The organism is Bradyrhizobium sp. HKCCYLRH3099, assembly GCF_051167855.1.
Lineage (GTDB): Bacteria > Pseudomonadota > Alphaproteobacteria > Rhizobiales > Xanthobacteraceae > Bradyrhizobium.
In genome coordinates this window covers 156395-180534 of record NZ_JBNPTW010000011.1, presented here as the reverse complement: position 1 = coordinate 180534, position 24140 = coordinate 156395, and the positions used below count along the sequence as shown (strand labels likewise).

14 protein-coding genes are annotated in these 24140 nt (G+C 67.5%); 7 read left to right on the top strand and 7 right to left on the bottom strand.

Annotated elements, in window-relative coordinates:
* Positions 1-21: 21 nt before the first annotated feature.
* Together ACQR1Y_RS21390 and ACQR1Y_RS21385 are read right to left on the bottom strand one after the other, a co-directional pair.
* Positions 22-3174 carry an efflux RND transporter permease subunit gene (locus tag ACQR1Y_RS21390; RefSeq protein WP_434875183.1) on the bottom strand — a complete coding sequence of 1051 codons (3153 nt, stop codon included), beginning with the start codon at positions 3172-3174 and terminating at the stop codon, positions 22-24.
* Positions 3167-4171, bottom strand: a complete 1005-nt coding sequence (locus tag ACQR1Y_RS21385) for an efflux RND transporter periplasmic adaptor subunit (RefSeq protein ID WP_434875184.1) — start codon at positions 4169-4171, stop codon at positions 3167-3169. The genes ACQR1Y_RS21390 and ACQR1Y_RS21385 overlap by 8 nt, the downstream gene beginning before the upstream one ends.
* A 765-nt stretch (positions 4172-4936) precedes the next feature.
* Here ACQR1Y_RS21385 and ACQR1Y_RS21380 point away from each other — a divergent pair.
* From ACQR1Y_RS21380 to ACQR1Y_RS21350, 7 genes are all read left to right on the top strand, one after another.
* Complete coding sequence (locus ACQR1Y_RS21380; RefSeq protein ID WP_434875185.1) at positions 4937-10252, top strand: AAA family ATPase; 5316 nt, start codon at positions 4937-4939, stop codon at positions 10250-10252.
* Positions 10253-10286: 34 nt separating this feature from the next.
* On the top strand, positions 10287-11747 hold the full coding sequence (locus ACQR1Y_RS21375; protein WP_434875186.1) for an SUMF1/EgtB/PvdO family nonheme iron enzyme: 1461 nt from the start codon (positions 10287-10289) through the stop codon (positions 11745-11747).
* Between the two features lie 9 nt (positions 11748-11756).
* Complete coding sequence (locus ACQR1Y_RS21370; RefSeq protein WP_434875187.1) at positions 11757-12368, top strand: DUF4399 domain-containing protein; 612 nt, start codon at positions 11757-11759, stop codon at positions 12366-12368.
* 856 nt (positions 12369-13224) lie between these two features.
* Complete coding sequence (locus ACQR1Y_RS21365; protein WP_434861099.1) at positions 13225-13503, top strand: PepSY domain-containing protein; 279 nt, start codon at positions 13225-13227, stop codon at positions 13501-13503.
* 4 nt (positions 13504-13507) lie between these two features.
* Positions 13508-14293, top strand: coding sequence for a cytochrome b/b6 domain-containing protein (locus ACQR1Y_RS21360; protein WP_434875188.1), 786 nt, complete (start codon positions 13508-13510; stop codon positions 14291-14293).
* A 558-nt stretch (positions 14294-14851) separates the two neighbouring features.
* Positions 14852-15193, top strand: coding sequence for a cupredoxin domain-containing protein (locus tag ACQR1Y_RS21355; protein WP_434875189.1), 342 nt, complete (start codon positions 14852-14854; stop codon positions 15191-15193).
* A 100-nt stretch (positions 15194-15293) separates the two neighbouring features.
* On the top strand, positions 15294-17147 hold the full coding sequence (locus ACQR1Y_RS21350; protein ID WP_434875190.1) for an outer membrane beta-barrel protein: 1854 nt from the start codon (positions 15294-15296) through the stop codon (positions 17145-17147).
* A gap of 414 nt (positions 17148-17561) precedes the next feature.
* Here ACQR1Y_RS21350 and ACQR1Y_RS21345 read toward each other — a convergent pair whose 3' ends face one another.
* The 5 genes from ACQR1Y_RS21345 to ACQR1Y_RS21325 form a co-directional block, all read right to left on the bottom strand.
* On the bottom strand, positions 17562-18350 hold the full coding sequence (locus ACQR1Y_RS21345; protein ID WP_434875191.1) for an energy transducer TonB family protein: 789 nt from the start codon (positions 18348-18350) through the stop codon (positions 17562-17564).
* Positions 18351-18375: 25 nt separating this feature from the next.
* Positions 18376-18825: a TonB system transport protein ExbD gene (gene exbD, locus ACQR1Y_RS21340; RefSeq protein WP_434861094.1), complete on the bottom strand. Its 450-nt coding sequence runs from the start codon at positions 18823-18825 to the stop codon at positions 18376-18378.
* 5 nt (positions 18826-18830) lie between these two features.
* Positions 18831-20072: a tonB-system energizer ExbB gene (gene exbB, locus ACQR1Y_RS21335; RefSeq protein ID WP_434875192.1), complete on the bottom strand. Its 1242-nt coding sequence runs from the start codon at positions 20070-20072 to the stop codon at positions 18831-18833.
* 666 nt (positions 20073-20738) lie between these two features.
* Positions 20739-21428, bottom strand: coding sequence for a Fe2+-dependent dioxygenase (locus ACQR1Y_RS21330; protein ID WP_434861092.1), 690 nt, complete (start codon positions 21426-21428; stop codon positions 20739-20741).
* A gap of 42 nt (positions 21429-21470) precedes the next feature.
* Positions 21471-24002 carry a TonB-dependent receptor gene (locus ACQR1Y_RS21325; protein WP_434861091.1) on the bottom strand — a complete coding sequence of 844 codons (2532 nt, stop codon included), beginning with the start codon at positions 24000-24002 and terminating at the stop codon, positions 21471-21473.
* Positions 24003-24140: the final 138 nt, after the last annotated feature.

Sequence of the window (24140 nt, the reverse complement as noted above, 5' to 3'; positions counted from 1 at the left end):
GCGGACGGCTCACACCCACGATCAGCTCGCCGCGACATCTCCGCGGGCCTGCACGCCGCGCGCGAGCCGGCCGAAACGTAGCGCCAGGGTCGGCAGCACCAGCAGGTTGAGCGCCATTGACGTCAGCAGGCCGCCGAGGATGACAATGGCCATTGGGCCCTCGATCTCGCGGCCGGGCTCGCCGGCGCCGAGCGCGAGCGGCAGCAGGCCGAGGCCGGTGACGAGCGAGGTCATCAGGATCGGCACCAGACGGTCGGCGGCGCCGGCGATCGCCGTCTCCAGGCTCCAGGCGCGGCCTTCGACGACGACCAGGTGCTCGTAATGCGAGATCATCAGGATCGAGTTGCGCAGCGCGATTCCGAACAGCGTGACGAAGCCGATCATCGAGCCCAGCGACAGCACGCCGCCGGTCACGGCGACCGCGATGACGCCGCCGACGAAGGCGAAGGGCAGGTTCAGCAGCACCAGCACGAGGTTGCGCCAGTGGCCGGTGACGAACGACAGCAGCAGCACGATCCCGATCGTCGCCAGCAGCGAGTTCATCAAGAGGTCGCGGCGTGATCTGGCCTGCGCCTCGGCCGCGCCGGTGAACTCGACAAGCGCGCCCGGCGGCAGCTTCACCTCCTTGGCGAGCTTGCGCTTGGCCGCAGCGACGAAGGATTCCAGGTCGCGCTCGGCGACGTTGGCGGTCACGATCTGCACGCGCTGGCCGTTGCGATGGAGCACGACGTAGCGGCCGGCGGTGCCGTAGACGTCGGCGACCTGCTTGAGCAGGATGTAGGCGCCGCTCGGCGTGCGGATCGGCATGTTGCCGATCTCGGTCGGCCGCGCGCTGGCATCGGGGTCGAGCCTGACGATCACGTTGAACACGACATTGCCTTCATAGGCCTGTCCGACGACGTCGCCCTGATAGGCGGTGCGGATCAGCTCCAGCACCTCGACGGCGTCGAGTCCCCAGGATTGCAGATCGGTCGGGCGCAGGGTGACGTTGACCTGCGGCATGCCCGGCGGCGATTGCTGCTGGATGTCGACCGCGCCCCAGACCTCGCCGAGCTCGCGCGCGATGTCGCGCGCCGCGCGCTCGAGGTCGTCGAGATCGGGACCGTAGACGTTGATGACGACGGCGGCGTTGAAGCCGGACAGCGTCTCCTCGATGCGCTCCGTCAAATAGGTCTTGATCGAGACATTGATCCCGGCGAAATCGGCGAGCGCGGCGCGGATGCGCCGCTCGGCGCGCTCCTGGTCATCGCCCGACAGGCCCGGCTTGAGGTCGACCTCGATCTCGCTGGAATGCGTGCCGGCGGTATCGACGCCGGCTTCGGCCCGCCCCGCATGCTGGGCGACGCTGCGGACCTCCGGCACGGCACGCAGCGCGTCCGAGATCAGGCTGCCGAGCCGCAGCGTTTCGTCCAGCGACGTGCCCGGCAAGGTCGCGACGTGGACGATCAAATGGCCTTCGCGGAGCTCCGGCAGGAAGGTGCCGCCGAAGAAGGGCACCATGCCGGCGCCGCCGAGCGTCACCAGCAGCGCTGCCGCGATCACCAGCTTGGGAAAGGCGCTGAGGCGCCGCAGCAGCCGCTCGTAGTGACGGCGCGACCAGCGCACCAGCGGCGGCTCGCGGATGTCGCGGGTCTCGCTGCCGGCAAGCAGTATCATCGACAGCGCGGGCGTGACGGTGAGCGCGATGATCAGCGAGGCCAGCACGGCGAGGATGTAGGCGATGCCGAGCGGGCCGAACAGCCGGCCGGCGAGGCCCGGCAGAGCCAGGATCGGAACGAAGACGAGCAGCACGGCGAAGGTGGCGTAGGCGACCGCGCCGCGGACTTCGAGCATGGCGTCGTAGACCACACGGGCTTCGCTGCGCGGCGACGGCAGGCCTCGATTCTCGCGCAGCCGGCGCACCACGTTCTCGACCCCGATGACGGCGTCGTCGACCACCTCGCCGATCGCGATCGCAAGGCCGCCGAGAGTCATGGTGTCCAGGCTCTGCCCCATCCATTGCAGCGCCAGCACGGCCGAGAACAGCGACAGCGGAATCGCCGTGCAGCTGATGAGCGAGGTCCGCCAGTCGTAGAGAAACAGCAGCAGCACCACGATCACCAGCGCGCCACCGATCAGCAGCGCGACGAGCACGTTATGGGTCGCGGAATCGATGAAGGTGGCCGGGCGGAACAGGTCGGCATGCAGCTTGACCTGTTCGCTCTCCAGGGCGGGGCGCAGCTCCTGCAGCGCCGTCTCCACGCGCGCGGCGACGTTGCGTGTGTTGGCGCCGTATTGCTGGCTGATCATCATCATGATGCCGGGCTGGCCGTTGATCAGTGCGCCGCCGATCGGCGGCTCCGGCGCATTGACGACGGTCGCGACGTCACCGAGCACGACGCTGGCGCCGCCCTGATGCAGCAGCACCGTGCGCGCCAACTGATCGGGCGTCAGCGATTGCCCCTGGGTCTGCAGAATGACGCGCTGATTGGCGGTGTCGACGAAGCCGGCGCCGCGCACGCCGGTAGCTTTGCGCGCCGCCGCAACGACATCGTTCATGCCGACGCCGAAGCGGACGAGGTCGTCGGCGCGGACCTGCACCTGCAGCGACCGGACGTCCCGGCCATAGGTGGTGACCTGCGCGACACCGGAGACGGCGAGCAGCCGCCGGCTCACGGTCCAGTCGGCGATGGTGCGCAGATCCATCAGCGAGCGCCGCTCGGAGGTGAGGCCGATCACCAGCACCGTGCCGGCCGCCGGCACCAGCGGCGTCATCGCTGGCGCGCGGACGCCCTGCGGCAGGCCGCTCGTGATCACCGTGAGCCGCTCGGTCACCAATTGCCGCGCCTTGAAGACATCCGTGCCGGGCTGGAAGATCACGGAGACAACGGACAGGCCCTGGATCGATGACGAGCGCATGCTCTCGACGCCGGCGAGGCCGTTGATCGAGGTCTCGATCGGCTGGGTGACGAGCACCTCGACCTGTTCGGGACTGAGCCCGGGCGCCTCGGTCTGGATCGACACCTGCGGTGGCGCGAACTCCGGGAAGACCGCGTATTTGGCGCTGCCCAGCGAGAAGATGCCGTGAATGAGGATGGTGCAGGCGAGCGCCAGCATCATGCCGCGAAAGCGGATCGCGAACGAGACCAGCGCGGCCTGCGGCCCCGTGGCGGCCGCACGGATGCCGTCAATCATCGTCGCCGCCGCCGCGTAGCTCGCTCTTGGCTTCCTCCGACAGCAGCACCTGCGCGCCGCGCATCACGATTTCCGAGCCGGGCGGAATGTCCTGCACGACGTAGTCATCGTCCGAGATCGGCTGGTCGGTGCGGATCGGATGGCGCCGGAAGGTCTCGGGACCTGCGCGCAGATAGACCCAGGCGCGTCCCTGCCATTGCACGATCGCGGTGTCCTCGACGAATACGCCCTGATAGGCCTTGCCGGAGGGAACATAGGCCGTCGTGTTCATGCCGGGCAGCAACCCGCTGTCGCCGGCCGCGACGAAGTAATAGCTCACGCCCTGGATGCGCGGATCGGTGCGCGGCGCAGGCGAGAGGTAGTGCAACTCGATATTGGCGTTGCGCGTCGACGCCTGGGCCAGCGCCAGGCGCGGCGGCTCGGACAGGGTCACGCCGGGCGGCAGCGTGACCTGCACCAGCAACTGCTCGCGCTCGATCAGTTGCACCACCTGGGGTGAGCGCTCGATGATGCCCTTTCCGATCACGGCGCCCCATTCCTGCCGCGCGGTCGCCATCAGGGTCTTGACCTGCGAGTCCGCTGCGGCCAGGGCAGCCTGATCGGTGCGGAACGTGCCCTCCGCGGCTTCGGCGTCCTTGCGCGGCATCGCCGCCGACTGGACCAGGTCGCGGGCGCGCTCGAAGGCGAGCCTGGCGACGTCGAGCCTGGCCTGGGCGGTCTGCAGTTGCGCCTGGGCGTTGGCGTAGTTGTTGGTCAGGTCGGTCAGCCTGGCGACGTCCAGAACGGTGCCATAGGCCCGGAACTGCTCGGGGTGGGATTCCCTGGCCAGCACCGCCGTCTGGAGGCCGATCTGCTTCTGCTGCGTCGGGGACAGCTTGACCGTTGCGGGCTCACGCGCCGTGCCCGACGACTGCGCCCGGACATCCGGCTGCGCTGACAGCAGCGTCAGAAATGCTGCACTGCATGCGGCGGCCGTTCTCATCCGTTGCCAAATCATGCAGTCCCGGCCCATCGATCGGGGACGTCTGAACGACGTTGATGTCTTTGCAATGACTGCTACTTCAGCTTTCGGGGCGTTTCAAGCAGGGCCCTGCTGTCCAGCGCTCGGCTTTCGCGGCCACGCGTGCGGTCCGTGACGGCCGGATGTCCTTCCCGACGCGCTCCTTCGGGAAGGCCGCTCGCCCGACCGGGCCGCGTTGCTTTCACCCGGTGCCAAGCTGAAGACGCGATGCGCTCGCGTTTGTGGCGCTGTACTTGACGCGAGAGTCGCATGCGCGACGGCGCGATGGCTGAACCTTGGCGACGGCCACGCGGCGGCGTGGACATCGTGCCTTGGTCAAGCGTCACGTCGCCTCGTCTTGAGCGTTAGAAGTATTCTTAGACACATTCTAGCGTATTCGCGCGCAACCTGAGCTTGCCGCTGCGATTGCATGTCGCCCCCGACAAAAACTGCAGACTAACAGGGTTGTTAGAAGAGATTTTCCGCAGCAAACGACCCGGGATTTTTTCCCGAGATCCCCGCAAGAACGAGAATCGTCACATTCATCTACCTGTCGGGTCATTGATGTGACCTACCTTCGCCATACGCCTCCGCAACGAGTCGGGAGTTCCATCGACGTTGCAGCGAGGAAAGCTTGTCCAGTCTGAACCCACTCTCCGATCGCCCGGCGCGCCGTGATCACGGGCGGGGCCATCCGTGTCGGTCAGCCGCTCGCCGACCTCAGGCCACTGCCGCAGCCGAGTTCAGAAAAGGATCTGCACGATGAGCCAGCTGGTGAATATGCGGCCGAATGAGGCCAAGGCGAGCGAGTCCGCCGCGCAGGCCACGATCGGCGATCACGGCATGCGGCTGCTTGGTGCTCTCGGTGCAAGTGCAGCGTCGTCCCTGGACAACCCGGCGGCGGCCGACGCCTGGCAAGACTCTTGGCAAGGCTCCGCGAATGACACGCGGACGGCCGGCGAGCCGCTGCAGGAGGTCCTGGGCGGTCTGACGGAGATGATCCGGGCGGAGACATCCCCGCTCGAGCGGCAGCCGGATCACCCGTTTGCCGATGATCACGGCTTGGCCCTGGACCAGGGTGAGATGGAGCACCTGCCCGGCGTGGTGCTCAACACCTTCGATGTCGACGGGCCGGTGTGGCTCGCCGTCGAGGCGCTTGCGGCGACCGAGCCGCCGGCGATCGATGCCGATCTCGACGCCTGGGTCGAACTGTCCTCGGATCCGGATCGCCGTCCATCGCCGCGGGACAGCATCCTGGTGAAGGTCGACGAGATCGAAAAGAACCGCCTCACCTTCGCCCGCCACGCCCGTCCCGAGGATTTCTCGCCGGCCGCAGCTCTCGGCGTATGGACCGGACGGCTGCGCCTCGAGCAGCGCCCCGATCTCTTGCAGCGGATCGAGCGCTACGTCTCCGGTCCCTGGACCGCATGGGCCGACACCGAGCGCAAGCGCCGCCGGACCATGGCCATTCATCAGCGCCTGCGCGAGCTGGCGGCGGCATCGGCTTCCGATCCTGCGCTCGAAATCATCTGGGGCATCGGCTTGTCGTCATGGCGGCAAAGCGGCCGCGACTACGAACTGCCGCTGTTCGAGCGCGCCGTGGAGATCGAGGTCATTGCGCGCCCCGATGCCGAGGTCCGGGTGCGGCCGCGTTTCGTCGGCGCCACTGTCAACCGCAAGGCGCTGGAGGCGGTGGTGCCCGACGCAGCGCTTGCGTTGGCCGATAGGTCCGACCGACTGGTCGAGGCGCTCGAGCAGCGCGGCGAGCTGTCGCCGTTCACGCCGCTCGATCTCGAGCAGATCATCGGCGCGGTCGGCGTCCAGACCGGCCACAAGCCGTCGCGCGCGGCGGACAGCCCGATGGCGGACGCCTCGGACGCGGCCATCGCGAACGGCCGCTGGACCATCTCGGCGCGCCGGCGGCCGGATGTCCGCGCGCTACGCGACATCGAGAGCCTCAAGACGGCGGTTGCGCACGCGCCGCAGAGCGAATGCTGCTTGACCGGCGCCGTCGGCGCCCTGCTGATGCAGTCCGATGGACGAGGCCACGCCACGGCGCGCCGGCATCTGTCGGGCATCGTCGGCGGCCCGATCGACATTGCGCCGCCGCCGAAGCCCGTCGCCGTGGAGCAGGGTGATCTGTTCTTTCCGTTGCCGGCCGCTCCCGAGGACGTCGAGATCGTACGCGAGCTGTCCGGCTCGGACGGCCTCGTGCTGCAGGCCGCCGCAGATGATGACCGCATCGCCGCTCTCGTCAACGTCGTCTGCCATCACCTCGCGCTCGGATCGCGCGTGCTCGTGGTCTCCAGAGACGAGACCGCGCTCGGCTTGCTGCATGAGAAGCTGCCGCCGCCGGTCCGCGAGCTGACCGTCAGCTCGACGGGCTCCGACAAGGACGTGCTCAGAAAGGCCGAGGCGCTGGCGGGCCGGCTGCAGTCGATCCTCGATGCCGCGAACCTGCGGGATCAGGTCGCGCAGATCGGCCGGCTGGAGCGCGACATCATCTCGAAGCGCTCCCAGATCACATCGCTTGACGACGAGATCGCGGAGATCGTCAGGCGCAACCTGCGGCTCACCGGCGGCTTGCCGGAGCTGCCATTCGACCTGTTTAAGGGACTGGTCGGCGAGCCGCATGCCTATGGTTGGTTCAAGGACCGGCCCAAGCGTCTCATCTCGGGGGCGGACGCGCTGGTCGCCGCGGTCGACAAGGCGCGCGAGGCGCGAGAGCGTCTTGGCGATCGTCTCAAGCATATCGACGACGAGTTGCCGGAGACCGCGGCGCTTCCGGACACGGCGGCGATCTTGCGCCTGCATGAGGAGCTGCGTCATCAGGCAACGATCACGTCCGACAACGGGCGCGACGAGGATCTCGCGCTGGATGCGATCGCGACCTTCGGGCTCGACGCGACCAGCCGGCTCGCGACCGACCTGGACGCGCTCGCCGCCGGCCATCGCGCCATTGCCGAGGAAGCCTGGCTCGGCCGGCTGTCGCCGCTCGGGACGGCCAAGACCGAGGGGCCTGCGGGGCTGGACAAGGTGGTGGGCTGGGCGCGCGATGCCTCGTTCCAGCTGTCACGAAGTGCCGAATTCGCGCGGCGCCAGGTGCGGGCGCCGGTCGAGGCCTTCACCAAGAAGGACGCCATTCGCGTGGTCGAACGGCTCGCGGCCGGCGAGAAGCCGTTCGCGCGGTTCACGCCGTCGCGCCGCGCGCTGAAGACCGCGGTCGATGCCATCACGCTGGACGGAGCCGCGCCATCGACGCCGGCTGATTGGAGCTACGTCGCCCGCTTCCTGCTGTGGCGCCACGACCTGCATGCGCTGCGCGCGCGCTGGACGTCGATCGCGATGAAGATCGATGCGCCGGCGCTGCAGCTGGAATCGGCGCGCGCCTTCGATGATCTCGAGCAGATCGTCAAGAGCGTCGAGGTCGCCGTGGTGACGGCGGCGCTTGCGGTCCGCAACGTCGTCGATGCCTGCCGCAAGCTGTCGATGACCGACAGCGAGGTCGCCGCGATGGTGGCGGATGTGCAGCGGCCGACCGCCTTCGGCGCGGCCATTCGCACCGTCATGACGCGGGTGTCCGGGCCGTTGGTCGAGCTCGCGCGGCTCGGTGAATTGTTCGCCGGAGCCGGCGAACTCGCGGCGACCGTCCAGGCCGACGTGCTGTCGCTGGTCGGCGATGCCGAAACGGACGCGCAGGACCTGGCGGCGCGGTGGTCGGGAATCCTCGCCGCGGTGGAGACGATCCGCGGCAACGAGAGCGACTACGAACTGGTCAGGACGGCGTGCCGGATGGCCATCGCGGCGGGCGCACCGAGCCTCGCGCAGCGATTGCGGTCCGTGCCGGCCGAGGCGGACACCAAGGATACGACGAAGGCTGCTGCGAAGCATGCTTTCAAGGAAGAAGCGACACTCGCGGACTGGGTGAGCGCGTGGAATCTGGCGGTCCTCAAGCGGATCGAGAATCCCGAGGAGCGCCAACTGCTCCATGATCTCGCGGCGCAGCGGCTGCGGCTGGAGAAGCGATCCCTGGCGCTGTTCGAGGTGGTGATCGGCGCGCGCATGTCGCTCGGCATCGCGCAGAATGCCAGCGGCGCCCTCCGGCAATCGCTGAAGCGCTTCCGCGACACGATGCAGAAGATGGCCTCGGCCTGCTCCGGCCCGACTGCGCGCCGTCTGCGGATCGCTGCCCGCAGCTCCTTCGAAGGCTGGCTGGAGGAGATCCCCTGCCACATCATGCCGGCGTGGCGCGTCGCCGAACTGCTGCCGGCGCGGATCGGTACCTTCGATCTGCTGGTCGTCGACAGCGCCTCGCGCTCGGATGTGCGCGAGCTCGCCGCGATGCTGCGCGCCCGCAAGGTCCTGATCAGCGACGAGCGCCGTGATGCGGCCGCGATCGCAGCCCGCAGCGATCGGCTGGCCCGGCGCGGCCATGCGAAGGCGCTGCGCGGCATGCCTCCGGCCTTGCGCCGGCTGCTGATGCCCGGGGCCTCGCTGCGCGATCTTGCCGAGATCCTGTTCCCGGAGCGGATGATCGAGCTGCGCGCGCGGCCGATTCTTGTCGAGGCGGCTGCCGCGCCGGCGCCGCTCCTGATCGACGAGCCGGCGAAGCCGGCGGAGGCTTCCGTCGCCGAGCGGCCGCGGCCGGTGCGCGCGCCGGCGCCGGGGCCGGCACCGGCACCGAAGCGGCGCATGGCGCCGCGGCCGGTCAGCACGACGCATACGCTCGAAGAGGAGATCGCGACCGTCGCGAAATATCTCTCGATGGCCCGTCGTGGCGGCTCTGACAGCGCCGCGCCGCCAAGCCCTGCGCGCGACCGTGCGGCCCCGCAACCGAACGAGGATCGCGCGACAACCGCGAAGCCGTCTCCGGAGCTGCGCGTGTTGCGCCAGCGTCCGCGGCGTCCGTCGGCGGAGGAGATCAGGTCCGCGCCTGCGACGCCGCCGGCGTTGCCCGAGTTACCGATCGCCGTGAAGCCGGCGGCGAGCGAGCAGCGCGCGGTGGCCGCGGCCGAGGTGCCGATCGTGGAAGCCGCCCGCCCGTCGGAGCCCGCGCCGCGCGAGGTTGCGCCGGTGGTGATCGCCGCAGAGGGTGCAGTGACGCCCGCGGCCGCCGAGCCGGCGGAGCCCGTCAATGCAGGCAATGCGAGCGTCGCCAAGCCGATTGCCGTTGCTGTCGTGCCGGAGACCAAACAGCCCGAGGCGGCAGCTCCCGCGGCGCCGCCCGAAGAGATCAAGATCCATCCCTCGCTGCTCGAGACAGCCTTCAAGTCGGAGCAGAGCACCGCGGTCACGCGCCGTCGTCTGCCCAGCCGGCGTGTGCTGGCCGTGGCCGCGGCGGGGCTGCTCGCGATCATCGGTGCGGCGGTTTCCTGGGAGCGCGCGTCGGAATGGGTTCAGGTGTCGCTGAGCGGCGCGACGGCGGCTCTGCCCAACGAGCCCGGTCCGCGCAAGGTCAATGCCGAGCGGATCATGCCGGACGGCAAGCCTGTGGTCGCTGCGGCGGCCGAGGAGCCGACCACGGTCGGCATGAGCGTGCCGGTCAGCATGCCCGGTCAGGCATTCCTCTATCACGAGGATCCGCAGGATCCGAAAGGCAAGCGTTTCCCCGGCAAGGTGACCTGGTCCGTCGAACCCAGCAGGGGGCCGCGGCTCGATGCGGCGCCAGCGATCAAGGGAGAAATCGAGATCGAGAATGGCACCAAGGTCACGCTCTCGCTGCGGCGGAACGCCGACATGGAGATGCCGGCCAGCCATATCATGGAGCTCAAATTCGACGGACTGGATCAGTCGGTGAGCGGCCTGACGAGCCTGCGGGGCATCGGCCTCAAGGGTGAGGAGTCCGAGCGCGGCACGGCGCTGGTGACGCAGACCGCCCGGGTCACGCCGAAATTCTTCATGGTCGCGCTGTCCGCCAACGACGTCGACACCAAGCGCAATCTGATGCTGCTCAAGGCCAAGCAGTGGTTCGACATCCCGATCGTCTACGAGGGCGGCAATCGGGCGCTGCTGTCGATCGAGAAGGGGGCCGATGGCGACCGCGTGTTCAAGGACGCGTTCGCGAGCTGGGGTCAGTAAAGGGGCTGGGGGCCTCCACCAAGGCGAGGACAGCATGAGCGAGAGTTCAGCGTTGCAGTGGCTGCGGGCTCCCAGGCTCGCCGAGGATGCGCTCCCGCCGGATTCGCGCGCGGTCGCCTGCCGGCGCTGTGGCCGCACCGTGGAGGTCTCGCTCAGCCCGATGCGTCCGCCGAGCTTCCAGCGCGTCGAGGATCAGGTCGAGTGCCCCGAGGTGCAGGAACGCTGGACCGGTAACAGCCAGGGCGGGCTGTTGCTCATGATGTGCGGCGCGCTCGAGCAGTCGCTCGACGCCGAGTGGGGCGCCGGAGAGCCGGAGCGCGTTGTTCACGCCGAACCGTCGCCCGAGCTTGCGCCGGTGCGATCGCGCAGCCTGCCCGTGCCGGCGCCGTCTGTGAGCGATGGATGGGACGATGATCAGGACGACGCGGCCAGCGGCGGCTGGTGGCGGGCGCTGTTCGCACCGTTTGCGGGCACGCGCAAGAAGCTGGTCCGCGGCGCGATCGGCATCGTGGTTCTCGCCATCGTGTTTCTCGGCGGCGTGATGCTGCCGCTGCGTCAGATCAAGCTGCTGATCCAGCCGCCGCTGGGACTGACGGGATCGTCCACCGCGCCGCGCGAGGCGCAGTCGGCGGCGCCGCCGCCGTCCCCGCGTCGAATCCTGGTCGAGACCGCGCCGCAGGACTCCACGCGCTCGGCATCGAACTCATTCGCGCCGTCGCGGCAGGCTGCGACGGGCATGGAAACGGCGCCGGCGCAGCCGCCCGAGACGCTCGCCGCTCCGCGCGCGCTGCCGCTCTCCGAACCCGAGCCGAAGCTACGCGTGCCCGAACTCGTGACCGTGGCCGGCGGAAGCTTTGCGATGGGCGGTGACGACGAGTCCGAACAGCCCGTCCATCAGGTGAGCGTGCGGCCGTTCTCGCTCGGCAAGCACCCGGTGACGGTCGGTGAATGGAAGCAGTGCGTGGCGGCTGCGAGCTGTCCGGACATCGCCACCGGTGCGGATGATCGTCCCGTGACCAATGTGAGCTACGACGATACGCAGGCCTATCTCGCCTGGCTATCGAGGGCGACCGGCAAGTCGTTCCGGCTGCCGACCGAGGCCGAGTGGGAATATGCCGCGCGCGGCGGCCAGCGCACCCGCTACTGGTGGGGCGATCGCATGCGCCAGGGCATGGCGAACTGCAAAGGCTGCAACGGCCCGAGCGAGGCCGATCAGGATCAGCCGCCGAGGATCGGCAGCGTCCCGGCCAATCCTTACGGCCTGTTCGACATGGGCGGTGGTGTCGGCCAGTGGGTCGCGGACGCCTGGCACAAGAACTACAAGGGCGCGCCGAATGATGGATCAGCCTGGATGGAGGAGGGCAGCTATGCCCGCGTCATCCGCTCCGGCTCGTGGAAGAACGGCGCGTCCGACGCGCGCGCCGGGAGCCGCGACCGCTACGACGGGCGCATCCGGCATCCCTCCCTCGGCTTTCGTGTTGCGCTGTCACCATAGGAGATCCGCATGCTGCCGACGATGCCCGCGCGCCTCTGCCTGATCATGACCCTCGCCGCCGCACTCGCGCCGCCGCTGGTGGCGGCCAAGGGCACCAAATCCCCGAAGGATGCCCGCGTCTATCTGATTTCGCCGGCGGACGGCGAGACCGTCTCCGGGCCGTTCATCGCCCGCTTCGGGCTGCGCAACATGGGCATCACCCACGCCGGCGACGAGTTCGCCGGCAGCGGCCATCATCATCTGCTGATCGACGTCGACGACACGATGCAGGCCGGCGAGGAGATCCCGCGCGACAAGAAGCACATCCACTACGCGGCGGGCGAGACCGAGGCCCGGATCGAACTGTCGCCCGGCAAGCACACGCTGCAGCTCGTCATGGGCGACTCCAAGCATCTCAACTTCGATCCTCCCGTGGTCTCCGAGAAGATCATGATCACGGTGGCGCGCCCAAACGGTGAGCAGGAGGCGCGCACGACCCGCAGCGTCAACCCGCGCAGCCGCCTGCAGAGCCGTGCGGCGGCTCCGCTCGAGCTGCAGTCTGCGCCGGAGCCGACCGCGGACATGACCAAATCTCCGGAGAGCTCCGACTTCATCAGCCGCGTGCTGACCGGGGCGAAGTGACGGCGCCCGCGACCGGCTGTTTTCTCCCATGATGCGCGGCTGTCTGCCGCCCGCCTGATCGATGCCTGGCGCGCTGGCGGGAGACGTCGTTCTGACACGCGCGTCGCACGGCGTGACGCGGTCGCGTTGAGAGCAACGCGGCTCGCCTGGCAATGGCCGCGTGCCTCGCCAGGAAGCATGGGCGCCCGCCAATACAGGCGTGTGGTCGCCGGCCGATCCGGCAATTCGTGCCCTTGCTGAGATCCGTGATCCGGATTCTCGCTCCGCGCCGGCAAAGGACCCGGCAGCGGCGATTTGCGTCGCGTGCGCACATCCGTGCGACGATTGACGGATGTCGAGCGCGCGCATCTCTACTGTGATCATCGTCCGCGGAGCCCGTGCAATTGCCGGCTGATCAGCTCTGAGAAAAAATTTTTGAGGCGTAACGTCGCAGCGCTGCGGCGTTCGGCGCCCTTTTCGCCGCACCGTCGACACAGCCGCAATCCGGCAGCAGTGTGGTGCCGTCGGCGCCGCTGAACACGTCGTCTGTGCGCGTCGTGTGCACGCCTCCCGCGCGGCTCCTGATAGAGCCTTGCGATTCAATGTCAGTTGCAAGGCGCGGAGATTCGGACGGAGTGGTGCGGTCGGAACGATTGGCAATCCCCGATCATATCTCGAACTCAACTGCAGCATAGTTGGGTCCGCCGGCCAGCGACAATGCGGCCGCATGCGGACCGATTGCGGCCCGGCTCACGTCTTCGGCGTCAGCCGCGGCCGATCGCGGCGTCCAAGTTTCGTTGAAATCTCCCTCCCTTTGTAGGGCTGCGCATTGAGCGCTCCAGGCGCCGATGGCGCAGACTTCGAGGAGGATTTGATAATGAAGCTCATCAAGATCATGGTCGTTGCTGCGGTGGCAGGTCTCGCATCGGGCTCCGCTGCGCTCGCCGACGGCTACAAGGATTGCACCAAGCTCGACAAGGCGTCGTGGAAGACCACCGCCGAGGCCGAGGCGAAGGCGAAGGCCGCGGGCTACGAGGTTCGCCAGACCAAGATCGAGGGCTCCTGCTACGAGGTCTACGGGGTCAAGGGCGGCAAGCTGTTCGAGCTGTTCTACAGCCCCGAGGATCTGTCGCTGAAGCACACCAAGGCGAAGTGATCTGATGATCACGCGTGACGCAGGTCCGGCGCAGCGCAGCGTTGCCTCCGAGCGGCCGGCGAACCCACGTTCGGGGACCGTCGCGATCTGGGACCTTCCGCTCCGCGTCTGGCACTGGGCCCTTGCGGCCTTCGTGCTCGTCGCCTGCGTCACGCCCAATACGTTCGACCGTCTGCACCGGCTGGCGGGCTATGCCGTGATCGGCCTGCTCGCCTTCCGCCTGATCTGGGGCGTGATCGGCAGCCGCCATTCGCTGTTCGCGCGCATCAGCCTGAAGCTGCGCGCGGCGCCCAAATACATCGTCAACATCCTGCGCGGCGAGACAGGGCGCTATCTCGGTCTCAACCCCGCGGGCGCAGCGATGCTGGTCGCCATGCTCGCTCTCCTGATCGTCTCGACGGTCAGCGGCGTGATGCAGGTCTCGCAGCGCTTCTTCGGCGTCGGCTGGATCGAGCAGGCCCATGCGCTGTCGTCGAACGCGATCATCGCGCTGATCGCCGTGCATGTGCTCGGGACCGTGTGGATGAGCGTGCTGCAGCGGGAGAATCTCATGCGTGCCATGGTCACCGGACGCAAGCGCGTGCCGGGCATCGTGCGCGCCGATCCGGCCGCGGCCCGCAGCCGTAGCCCGGAGCTCACGCCGGTTGTTGCGCGCGAGGAGGAGATATCGGTCGTGCCCGATCTGCCGCCGCAGCGCGCGGCGCCGCCGCCTGTGACAGCAAAGCCGATCCCTGCGCGCATGCCTCGTACGCTCAGCGTCCACGACAAGCGGCTCGGAGTCGGCCGATGAGACGGCGCGCATCGGTGGTGTGCGCCCGCAGGCGTCCTGGCGGTGCAGGACGGCGTTTGATTTCGCTGCTGGTGCATGCGCGGCTCTCAGGCGCGCGTGCCGGCGATCGTCCGGTCCCGCAGGATGCGAACAGCCCGCGTGACCGCGAACGTCTTCGCGCATCCCGCGTGCCGCCGGTGCATTGATCGGGCCGAGGTCCTGGCTGAGCCGCGTGCGCCGAGCAGACGTCTGTTGAAGAGATCGTCGCGGTTGGGATCGACAGGCGATAGCGGTGTTTCGGACCAGCGCGGCCTGCACGCGCACGGACTCCGGCGCACGGCGCCTTCGTGCACATGACGGCCGTATGTCCCGCAACTGATCGGGGGCGCGTTCGCCATCACGCATCAACTAATAAAGATCGCGCGGTTTGTCGCACACAACGAGTTTGTCAAATTTCGACACGGTAAATTGCCGCATTCGGGAATTTATAGTCGTTCTACGATGTGTCGGAGGCGCGTGAAGATAGACGCGCCTTTGTGAGCTCCGCCACACGACGAATTCGGGACAAGGACATTCATCATGACGCTCTTCGAAAAAGCACAGGCTGCAGCCGCCGTTGCGCTGTTGGCGACCGCGTTCGCGCTGCCCGCCCGGGCGGCCGAGACGACGATCGAGATTTCCGTCAAGGACAACAAGTTTCAGCCGGCCGAGATGAAGGCGCCGGCGGACACGCCGATCGTCTTCAAGGTGAAGAACCTGGATGGTGCGCCCGTCGAGTTCGAGAGCGAGCCGCTGCAGTTCGAGACGGTGATCAAGCCGAACATGGAGGGGATCGTGAAGATCAAGGCGCAGAAGCCTGGCCGCTACGAATTCTTCGACGACTTCCATCAGGGCAACAAGGGCACGCTGATCATCGAGTGATCCGATTGTCGACGGCCGCGTCGTCGTGAGGCGAGAACGTCTCGCGCCGCCGCGGCCGCCGCCCTGCTCAGGTTGCCGGCCGCGACGGAGACGAAGCTTTTTGGAACGGAAAGCACGAGAGACGTCCGATTCCAGGCGTGGCATTGGTTGGGTCTCGCTGCGTCAGGAGGAGACGGCCGCGTTCGCTGTGCTGCTCGTGACGTTGGTCGGCGGGGCGCCCGCGCTCGGCCAGACCGTCGTTCCCGGCACGCAGGCCAGCGCCTATGCAGATCCAGGGACCACCGAGGGCGGACCGGTGGTGGTCATTCCCGGTCGTCGCCGCCAGCCGGCGCGGCCCGCCAACGGCAACGGTCCGCTGGTGATCCCACAGGTGATCGTCGCGCCGGGCGGCGCCGAGCCCGAGCCGAAGGCGGCGACGCAGGTCGAGGAGCGACCGCGACCGAAATCCCCGATCGATGCCGGCGCGGGCGCGCTTCCGCAGGCTGCACGCCGTGAGCCGCAGCCCCGCCTCGCTCCCGTGCGCAACGGATTCTTCGGCGCGCCATCGGCGGGTCTCTTGGTCGGCGGCTGCCTGTCGACGCCGGGCCGGCTGTCGATGACCAACGTTCCCAATCGCTGTCTCGATGCGCTGGCCTTCGCCGTGAGCCCTCCGCCCGCCACGCGAGGTGTGCTGCCGCGCAATCTTCCACCGATCCCGCGGCAGGATGCGCAACCGATTCCGCCCGTTCTCGCCGACAAGCCGAAGATGCGGCTGCCGCCGGTCAATCGAGGACAGAAGCCGCAGGAGCCGCAGCCGCAGGCACCGCCGATGATGGAGGAGGACCCTTTCGAGCCAAAGGGCATCACGGTCGGCAACTTCATCCTGAAGCCTGCCTTCGAGATGTCCTCCGGTTTCGACAGCAATCCCGGGCGTGTGCCGCAAGGCAAGGGCTCCGCCTTCGTCAGCGTTGCGCCGGTCCTGCTCGTGCGCTCTCAGTTCGAGAGGCATCTGCTCAACGCCGATGTGCGCGTCGGCTATATCGACTATGCCAAGCTCCGGCAGCTCTCGAGGCCCACCGTCGACGCGAAGGTGAATGGGCGCTACGACATCACCGATACGTTTGCGCTCAACGGCGAGGGCCACGTTGTCGTCGATGCCGATGATCCCGGCACGCCGCGCTTTGCCGGACGCTTCGCCAGGATTCCGCTGGCGTCGACCGTGGGCGGCTCCGCCGGTCTGACCAAGCGGTTCGAGGAGGTCGAGATCTCGACCAAGGCCGCCATCGACCGCGTGGCCTTCCAGAACGCGCCGCTGATGGACGGCCAGATCGTCAGCAATGCGGACCGCAACTTCGTGCAGTACGGCTCGCAGAGTCGCGTCACCTACAATCTCACCCCGGAGATCCGGCCCTTCGTCGACGTCGCCGTCGATCGCCGCGTGCACGACATCGCCGTCGACGCCGAAGGCTTTCGCCGCGACTCCACCGGCACCGCGGTGGAGGCAGGCGTCACCTTCAACTATGCCGACACGCTGACCGGCGACGTCGCCGTCGGCTATCTCATGCGCCGCTATCAGGATCCCATGCTGAAGCCGGTCAACGGCTTCATCGCCGACGCCAACCTCACCTGGCAGTATGCCAAGGAGACCGCGGTCATGCTCGGCGCCAAGTCGCAGGTCGTGGAGATCACCGAGCCCGGCATCTCCGGCGTGCTCAAGCGCGACGTCACCGTCGGCGTCGAGCACCAGTTCGAGCCCTGGCTGGTCGGCACGTTCCTCGCAGGTGTCGGCCAGGACGCCTTCACCGGCACCACCCGCGTCGACAACCGCTATCTCGTCGAAGTCGGCATGCTCTACAAGTTCTCCCGCCTGCTGCAGCTCCGCGCCAGCGTCCGCCGCGAGGAGACGCGCTCGAACTTCAAGGAGAACAATCTCTCGGCCACGGTGGTCCAGGTCGGCGCGAGGGTGCAGTACTAGTTGGCGGAGCCGGTGGGCTCGTCGTCTTTATCCAGCAAATCGGATCAGACCGAGGCCTCGCGCTTCGAGACGCCCGCCTTCGGCGTGCTCCTCAGCGTGAGGAGAACGAGTCCGGGCACGGCAACGCCAAAGTCGCTCCTCTCCATGAACACGCCGTGGCGTGCTTATGGTCGGCGTGCAGTGCCGTCCGGCTTTTGACCCTCATGGTGAGGAGCGCCGCGCCGAGTGCGCCGATGTGAGGTGCGATCGCCGCTCGCGGCGCGTCTCGAACCATGAGGCGACGATCGGAGCCTCCCGCCGAGACGCCCGCTCAGCGCTGGCTCTTAGCCCGCCGCAACCCCTCGCAATGAAAAAGCAGCGCCCGCGGAATCGCAAGCGCTGCCTAGTCTGCAGACGCGCGCACAGAGCGCGCGACTACTTCTTCTGATTGAAGTTCACGTCGAGGCTGAAGCTGAACTGATCGTCGGTCAGCCCCGCCGGCGGCGCCGGCACCGGGTCGGAGCGGCGGATCATCGACAGGGCCGCGTTGTCGAACATCGGATCACCGCAGGACTGCATCACGGAGGCCGACATCACCTTGCCGGCGCGGCTCAGCACCAGCGCGACCTTGACCGTTCCGTTGTGCTTCTTCCCGTCCGGATACTTCTTGTGCAGCTCGAAATAGGCGCTGATCTTGCGGCCCCAGTCATTGGTCAGCTTCTGCTTGTCCTTGCCCATGCCGGGATTCGGAGCCTTGGCGGTCTCGGCTGGCGGAGCCGCCTCGTCGAGGGATTTGCGCGCCGACTCCTCCTGTGCGGCCGACGCGACGGAGGCTTCCGCCTGCTGCTGCGCCTGTTGCTGCTCTTCCTTCTCCGGCTTCTTCGGCTCGTTCATCGTGACGACCCGATCGGCCTCCTCCTCGTTTTCGGTCGGCTTGTCCTTGACCGCATCGGACTCCTTGACCTCGGCGGTCTGCTGCATCTGCTCCGGCGCGGCCTCGGCCGCGTCGCTGTCGGGGCCGGGCGGAAGATCGTTGTCCTCGACCTGGGGCGACGCCATCTCGAGGGCGAACTCGGCGCCGGCGGCGCCGAGGCCGCCTTCTTGTTCATGGCCGCTGAGATGGACGACCGCGAGAGCGGCGCCGCCGCCGTGCAACATCACCGCGCCGATGGCGGCTGAGATCCACAAGCGGCGCGACGCTCCTTGATACTTGTGTTCGACCATTCTTCACTTCCGTCGTTACAGGGGGTCAGTGTGCAGCCTGCGCGGCTGCCTGTGAGACGCCTTCGACCGTGACCAGCTTGATCTTCGGATAGCCGCCGGTCCGCAGCAGTTCCATCACGTCCATCAGTTCGCCGTAGGCGACGCCGCGGTCCGCCCGGAGAAAGATGAACTTGTCCTTGGCGGCGTCGGGAATGTGCTCGAGCGTGCTCACCAGGCTCGCCCGCTTGACCTGCTCTTCGCCGACGAACAAGGTCAGGTCCGGCTTGATGCTGACATAGATCGGCTTGTCCGGCTTCTTCTGCGGCGTCGCCGACGAGGTCGGCAGATCGACGGGCACGTCGACCGTCGAGAGCGGCGCCGCCACCATGAAGATGATCAGCAGCACCAGGATCACGTCGATGAACGGCGTGACGTTGATGTCGCTGGATTCGCCGAGATCGTCGTCGCCATCGGCTTCCGAAAGAGAGACCGCCATTGCGCCTACTCCGCGGCCAGCGCCATCGGAGGCGCGGAGTGGACGTGGATCGGCTCGAAGCGGCTGGCATGCGGCGTGTGGTGGCTCTGGCCGCGATCGAGATCACGCGACAGCATGCGGGCCGTGGCGCCGGAGGACCGGTTGACGAGCTCCATGTAGCCCTTCGTCACCCGCGTGAAGTGGTTGTAGATGATGACGGCGGGGATTGCGGCCACGAGGCCGATGGCGGTCGCGAGCAGCGCCTCGGCAATGCCGGGAGCGACGACCGCGAGGTTCGTGGTCTGCGATTTCGAGATGCCGATGAAGCTGTTCATGATGCCCCAGACGGTGCCGAACAGACCGACGAAGGGGGAGATCGAACCGATGGTGGCGAGCAGTCCCATGCCGGTCCGGCAGCGGCGGCCTTCGGCGCGCACGATCTCCGAGAAGCTCGACGCAGCGCGTTCGTTCACGCCGTGAGACGGCAGCTCGGACGACAATCTGATCTCATGCATGGCGGCGTCGATCAACGCGTTCAGCACGGTCTGGCGCGAGCCCAAAGCGAGCTTCGCTTCGGACAGCCAGCGGACGTTGTCCACCTTCCGCAGCGCGCTGCCCAGCTTGCGGCGCAGGATGCCGAACTCGATGGTCTTGGCGATGAAGACGGTCCAGGTCGCGAGCGAGGCGAGCGCAAGGCCCATCATCACCGACTTCACGAGGATGTCGGCGGCGAGGAACATCGACCACGGCGACAGGTCGTGGGGCACGTGCGTGGCCGCCTGCGTCGTGGTCTGGGCCGGCTTGTCGGCCTGCTCCTTTGCCTTGTCGGCCGGCGACGCGTCGGTGACGGCCTCGGTCGCGGTCGGCGCGTGTGCGTCGGCTGCAGCCGACGGGGCCGCGGGCGGCGTCGTCGCCGCCGGCGCGACGGCTGCGGCTGGCGCTGCCGCGGTCGTTGCGGGCTGTGTCGCGGCGGCTGCCGGAGTCGCCGCCGGTGCCTGACCGGTGGTCACGGGCTTCGCTGCGGCGGGCTGTGCCTGCGCCGTGCTGTTAGCTGTGGCGGCACTGACGGGCGCCTGGGCTTGCGCGACCGTCGCTGCCGGTGCTGGTGTGCTCGGGGTGCTTCGCGCTGCGGGCGCCGTCGCAGCAGTCTGTGGCGCAACGGCAGCCTGGCCAGGTCTCGGCGAGGTGGACGGCTGCTCGGCGTGCGCCATGGCGCCGGCCGAAACGGCTGCGATCACCGCTCCGACATGAAGAACGATCCTGAACATGTTGCTGCACACCCCTAGTAGTTAAACTTGCGGTAATGTTTCACGGCGCAACGGGGCTGATTTGAGACGCTGCCTTGACTCAAAGCGGGTTCATCAATGTCGGCAATCAAGTCCGTGCGTGCGATGCGATGTGCGAGAGCATGCCGTGCGGCTAGCGGATCGTCGCTTGAAGGCGCTCCTCGTGCACTAACTATCTGAAGTTTCTAATCTGGAACGATTCGAAGGATGCCGGTTGCCACCAATGCGGCCTGCCGATCACGCAATTGCCGCCGTTCGGACTTCCATCAATTCTAATTAGTCGTGGCCGCGGAAAACGATCAGCGTCAGCTTAGCAGCGGTCCGGCGGCGAGATCGGCGCGGATGCGACCGATGTGGATGATTCGGTGCGCAAGTGATCGAAGCGGGTGACCGCGCTCACTGTTGCATGCGGGCGGGCGACCGACGATGCGACACATCGACTGAAGCGCTGAAGGACAATCGCGCGCGGTGCGGTTCGGAGGGATGCGCAGATGATCGACGGCCGTGCTGATGATCGACCCGATGAGGACAGGGGCTCGGCTGCCGAAGCGGCAGGGCCGCGCGCGAAAGGAACACGGATCGGCGAGCCGAGGCTCCTGAGCCGCGGCTCGCTCGCAGAGGATCCTGACGCGCCGGTGAGAGCCGGGCTCAGACCTCGGCCCAGTAGCGGATCAGGTTGTGATAGAGGCCGGTCAGGCGAACCATCTCCGGATCGTCACGTCCCAGACGCTGCGACAGGCCCTGGATGGTCGTATCGAGATCGAAGATCATGCTGCGGGCGAGCGGATCCCTGATCATGCTCTGCAGCCAGAAGAACGAGGCGACGCGGACGCCGCGCGTCACCGGCGTCACCATGTGCAGGCTCGAGGCGGGATATAGCACGAGGTCGCCGGCCGGCAGCTTCACCTCATGCGAGCCGTAGAGATCCTCGATGACGAGTTCGCCGCCATCGTAATCCTCGGGCTCGGAGAGAAACAGCGTGACCGAGAGATCCGTGCGGATGCGCAGGCCGGTGAGCTTGTCGCCGCGCACGGCGTTGTCGACGTGAATGCCGAAATGATGTCCCGACTCGGCGCTGTAGCGGTTGAACAGCGGCGGGAAGATCTGCTGCGGGATGGCGGCGGCGAGAAAGCGCGGATTGGCGGTCATCGCCGAGATGATGCGGTGGCCAAGCTTGCGCGCCACCTCGCTGTCGGGCGGCAGCTGCTCGTTGCGCTTGACCATGGCCGACTGGGCGCCGGCGGTCGAACGGCCGTCCTCCCAGTCGCTTTGGTCCATGATGCGGCGGAACTCCGCCACATCGTCTTTGCTCAAAATACCGGGGACACAGATCAGCATGAACTCAACTCGATGATGTGCCCCGGCTCGCTTGCGCTGAGGTCAGAACCGTCCCGAAACGACGATCGATGCGCTTCGTCCCGGACCGACCAGCGAGAACGGCGTGGCACTCTGATAGAATGCGTCGTAGTAGAGCTTGTCGAAGATGTTGGCAACAAACACCTTCGCGGTCCAGTTCTTGTTGATCTTGGCTTCCGCAAAGGCATCGAAGCGCCAGTAGCTCGGCAGCTCCGTGCCCTGGTTGGCCGCGAGCCATGTGCCGCCATAGATCTTGGAGCGGTACACGGCCTGGCCGCCGATTTCCCAGGTGTCGTTGAGCTGGTACTTCGTCAGCAGGCTGAACGACTGGTGCGCGGTGTTGGCGAGCTGCAGGCCGACATTGCTCGTGAACAGCGCCGTGTTGGCCGGCGGGATGTTCGACTTCGTCACCTCGGATTCCATCAGCACGAGGCCGCCGAAGATGCTCCATTTGTCGGTCAGCTTGCCGCCCGCCTGCAGGTCGATGCCGCGGATGCGGTAGGCTGCGCCTGCCGACAGACACGGCACGTTGCCGGTGGTCCCGACCGGATAGGGGCAGTCGGCCGTGGCCTGGGCCCTGTTGGCGATGTTGCGCGACTCGCGGGCGTTCTCCTTCTCGGTCTGGAACAGCGCGCCGGTGACCAGCAGGCGGCCGTCGAGCAGCTCCCATTTGGTGCCGATCTCGATCGAGGTGTTCTTCTCGGGCCCGAACACCTGGTTGGCGCCGCCATTGGTGACCGCCGAGAGGCCGCCATACGCGGCGTTGAGGCCGTCGAACTCGGCGCCGACCGGATTGGACGACGTCGCATAGGCCGCATAGACGCTGGCATAGGGCAGCGGCTTCAAAGTGAGGCCGACGTTGAAGTTCGGCAGGCCGCTGGAGGCCGCGGTCGAGCCCGGCGTGTTGGCGACGCCGTTGACGGTGCCGAAGCCGTCGACGCGGACGTCGTATTTGTCGTAGCGGACGCCGCCATTGAGGATGACGAAGTCACGATAGTTGACGCTGTCGAGCGCGTAGACGCTCGCGGTGTCGATCTTGATGTTGGTCGGGAACTGGCCGAGCGAGGGAATTCCGAACGGCAGGTTGGTGAACTGCGGGTTGAACACGCTGACGTTCGAGAGCGATCCGTTGCCCGCGAAGGCGAGGCCCTGCTGCTCGGATGTCAGACCGGTGTAGCTGTTGATGATGGCCTTTTCCTGCGAGACCTCGAGGCCCGCGACCAGCGTGTGCTTGAACGGGCCGGTGTCGAACTTGTAGGTCGCATCCAGCTGGTTGGCGAGCACGTCGGTCTGCTGGAAGCGGCTCTGCGGATTGGCCCGGATCACCGAGTTCTGGATCGGATTGGTGATCGTGGGCCCTTCCGGCAAGGTGCCGATGTAGTTCAGGGTCGAGCGCGACACCCGGACCTTGTCGGAGATGGTCAGGTCGGGGGTGATCTTCACCTCGGCATTGAACGAGCCGATGTCCTGGCCGATGCGCTGGAAGTCGCGGTTGACGAAGCCGTACCAGGCGGTGCGCGGCGCGCCGACCTCGGGGAACGGTGCGCCGGCGACCAGATTGCTCGGCCGGTAATACGGAACGCCGAAATCCGGACGGCCCGAGACCTCGCTGTGGATGTAGTTGGCAGCCAGGGTGACGGTGTCGAGCGGCGTCCACTTGGTGGCGATGAAGCCGCCATTGCGGTTGTCGGTGACGTAGTCGCGTCCCGCCACGCCGGCGTCCTGGAACAGGCCGCCGACGCGGGCGGCGAAGGTCGGCGTGATCTTCTGGTTGACGTCGATCACCACGCGCTTGGTCTGGTCGGTGCCGAGCGTCGTGTCCATGTTGTAGAAGCTGTTCTCGGTCGTGGCCTGCTTGGTCACGATGTTGATCGCGCCGCCGGTGGTGCCGCGGCCGGCGAAGGACGACGCCGGGCCGCGCAGGATCTCGACCTGCTCGGTGAAGAAGTTCTCGCGCACCGAGACGCCGGCATCACGCACGCCGTCGATGAAGACGTCGTTGCGGGCGTCGAAGCCGCGGATGAAGAAGCGGTCGCCGAACGCGTTGCCGCCTTCGCCGGTGCCGAGCGTCACGCCCGCGGTGGAGAGCACGGCGGATTTTAGGCTGGTGGAGTTCTTGTCGGCCAGGATCTCCTTGCTGAGGACCGTGACGGTCTTCGGCGTGTTCAGGAGTTTCTCGGGGAATTTGCCCGAGGCCTGCAGCCGCTCGCCCTTGTAGTCGGAGGCGGGGCTCGAATAGGGGTTGCGGTCGGGCGGCAGGTTGCTGACGGGAGCCGCGACCTGCTGCTGCTGTTGCTGGCGGGCGGCGCGACGCATCGCGTCGCGGGCGCGGATCTGCTCCGTGGATGGGCGCGAGGCCGCCGGCTTCGGACGCGCCACCGGCGCTTCGACGTTGACGGACGGCAGCGGCGCCTGCTGGGCTTCGGCACTGGAGAACGACGCGACCGCGATCAGGCCAGCCACTGCCGAGACCGTCACGCCCGACACGTCAGCCGGTGATTCCCATTCGTGCCCGCCGGCTCCTCTTAAGCTCCTTGGAAAGACTGCCTTACCCATCTTCGACCACCCCATTCGTTACGCAACTTGACTTGGGTTTTGTGAACCTTGGTCCGCGAGAACCTGGTTCGTTGAACGCCCGCAACGGGCGCGTGCCTGTTGCGAATGCAAGTCAAGAAGCGAGGGAAAGCGGTCCAA

Bases quoted from the DNA above. Each gene is read 5' to 3' on its own strand.
- ACQR1Y_RS21375 (WP_434875186.1), top strand. From the start codon at position 10,287: ATGAGCGAGAGTTCAGCGTTGCAGTGGCTGCGGGCTCCCAGGCTCGCC.
- ACQR1Y_RS21380 (WP_434875185.1), top strand. From the start codon at position 4,937: ATGAGCCAGCTGGTGAATATGCGGCCGAATGAGGCCAAGGCGAGCGAG.
- ACQR1Y_RS21325 (WP_434861091.1), bottom strand. From the start codon at position 24,002: ATGGGTAAGGCAGTCTTTCCAAGGAGCTTAAGAGGAGCCGGCGGGCAC.
- ACQR1Y_RS21385 (WP_434875184.1), bottom strand. From the start codon at position 4,171: ATGATTTGGCAACGGATGAGAACGGCCGCCGCATGCAGTGCAGCATTT.
- ACQR1Y_RS21390 (WP_434875183.1), bottom strand. From the start codon at position 3,174: ATGATTGACGGCATCCGTGCGGCCGCCACGGGGCCGCAGGCCGCGCTG.
- ACQR1Y_RS21345 (WP_434875191.1), bottom strand. From the start codon at position 18,350: ATGGTCGAACACAAGTATCAAGGAGCGTCGCGCCGCTTGTGGATCTCA.
- ACQR1Y_RS21360 (WP_434875188.1), top strand. From the start codon at position 13,508: ATGATCACGCGTGACGCAGGTCCGGCGCAGCGCAGCGTTGCCTCCGAG.
- exbD (WP_434861094.1), bottom strand. From the start codon at position 18,825: ATGGCGGTCTCTCTTTCGGAAGCCGATGGCGACGACGATCTCGGCGAA.
- exbB (WP_434875192.1), bottom strand. From the start codon at position 20,072: ATGTTCAGGATCGTTCTTCATGTCGGAGCGGTGATCGCAGCCGTTTCG.
- ACQR1Y_RS21330 (WP_434861092.1), bottom strand. From the start codon at position 21,428: ATGCTGATCTGTGTCCCCGGTATTTTGAGCAAAGACGATGTGGCGGAG.
- ACQR1Y_RS21370 (WP_434875187.1), top strand. From the start codon at position 11,757: ATGCTGCCGACGATGCCCGCGCGCCTCTGCCTGATCATGACCCTCGCC.
- ACQR1Y_RS21355 (WP_434875189.1), top strand. From the start codon at position 14,852: ATGACGCTCTTCGAAAAAGCACAGGCTGCAGCCGCCGTTGCGCTGTTG.
- ACQR1Y_RS21365 (WP_434861099.1), top strand. From the start codon at position 13,225: ATGAAGCTCATCAAGATCATGGTCGTTGCTGCGGTGGCAGGTCTCGCA.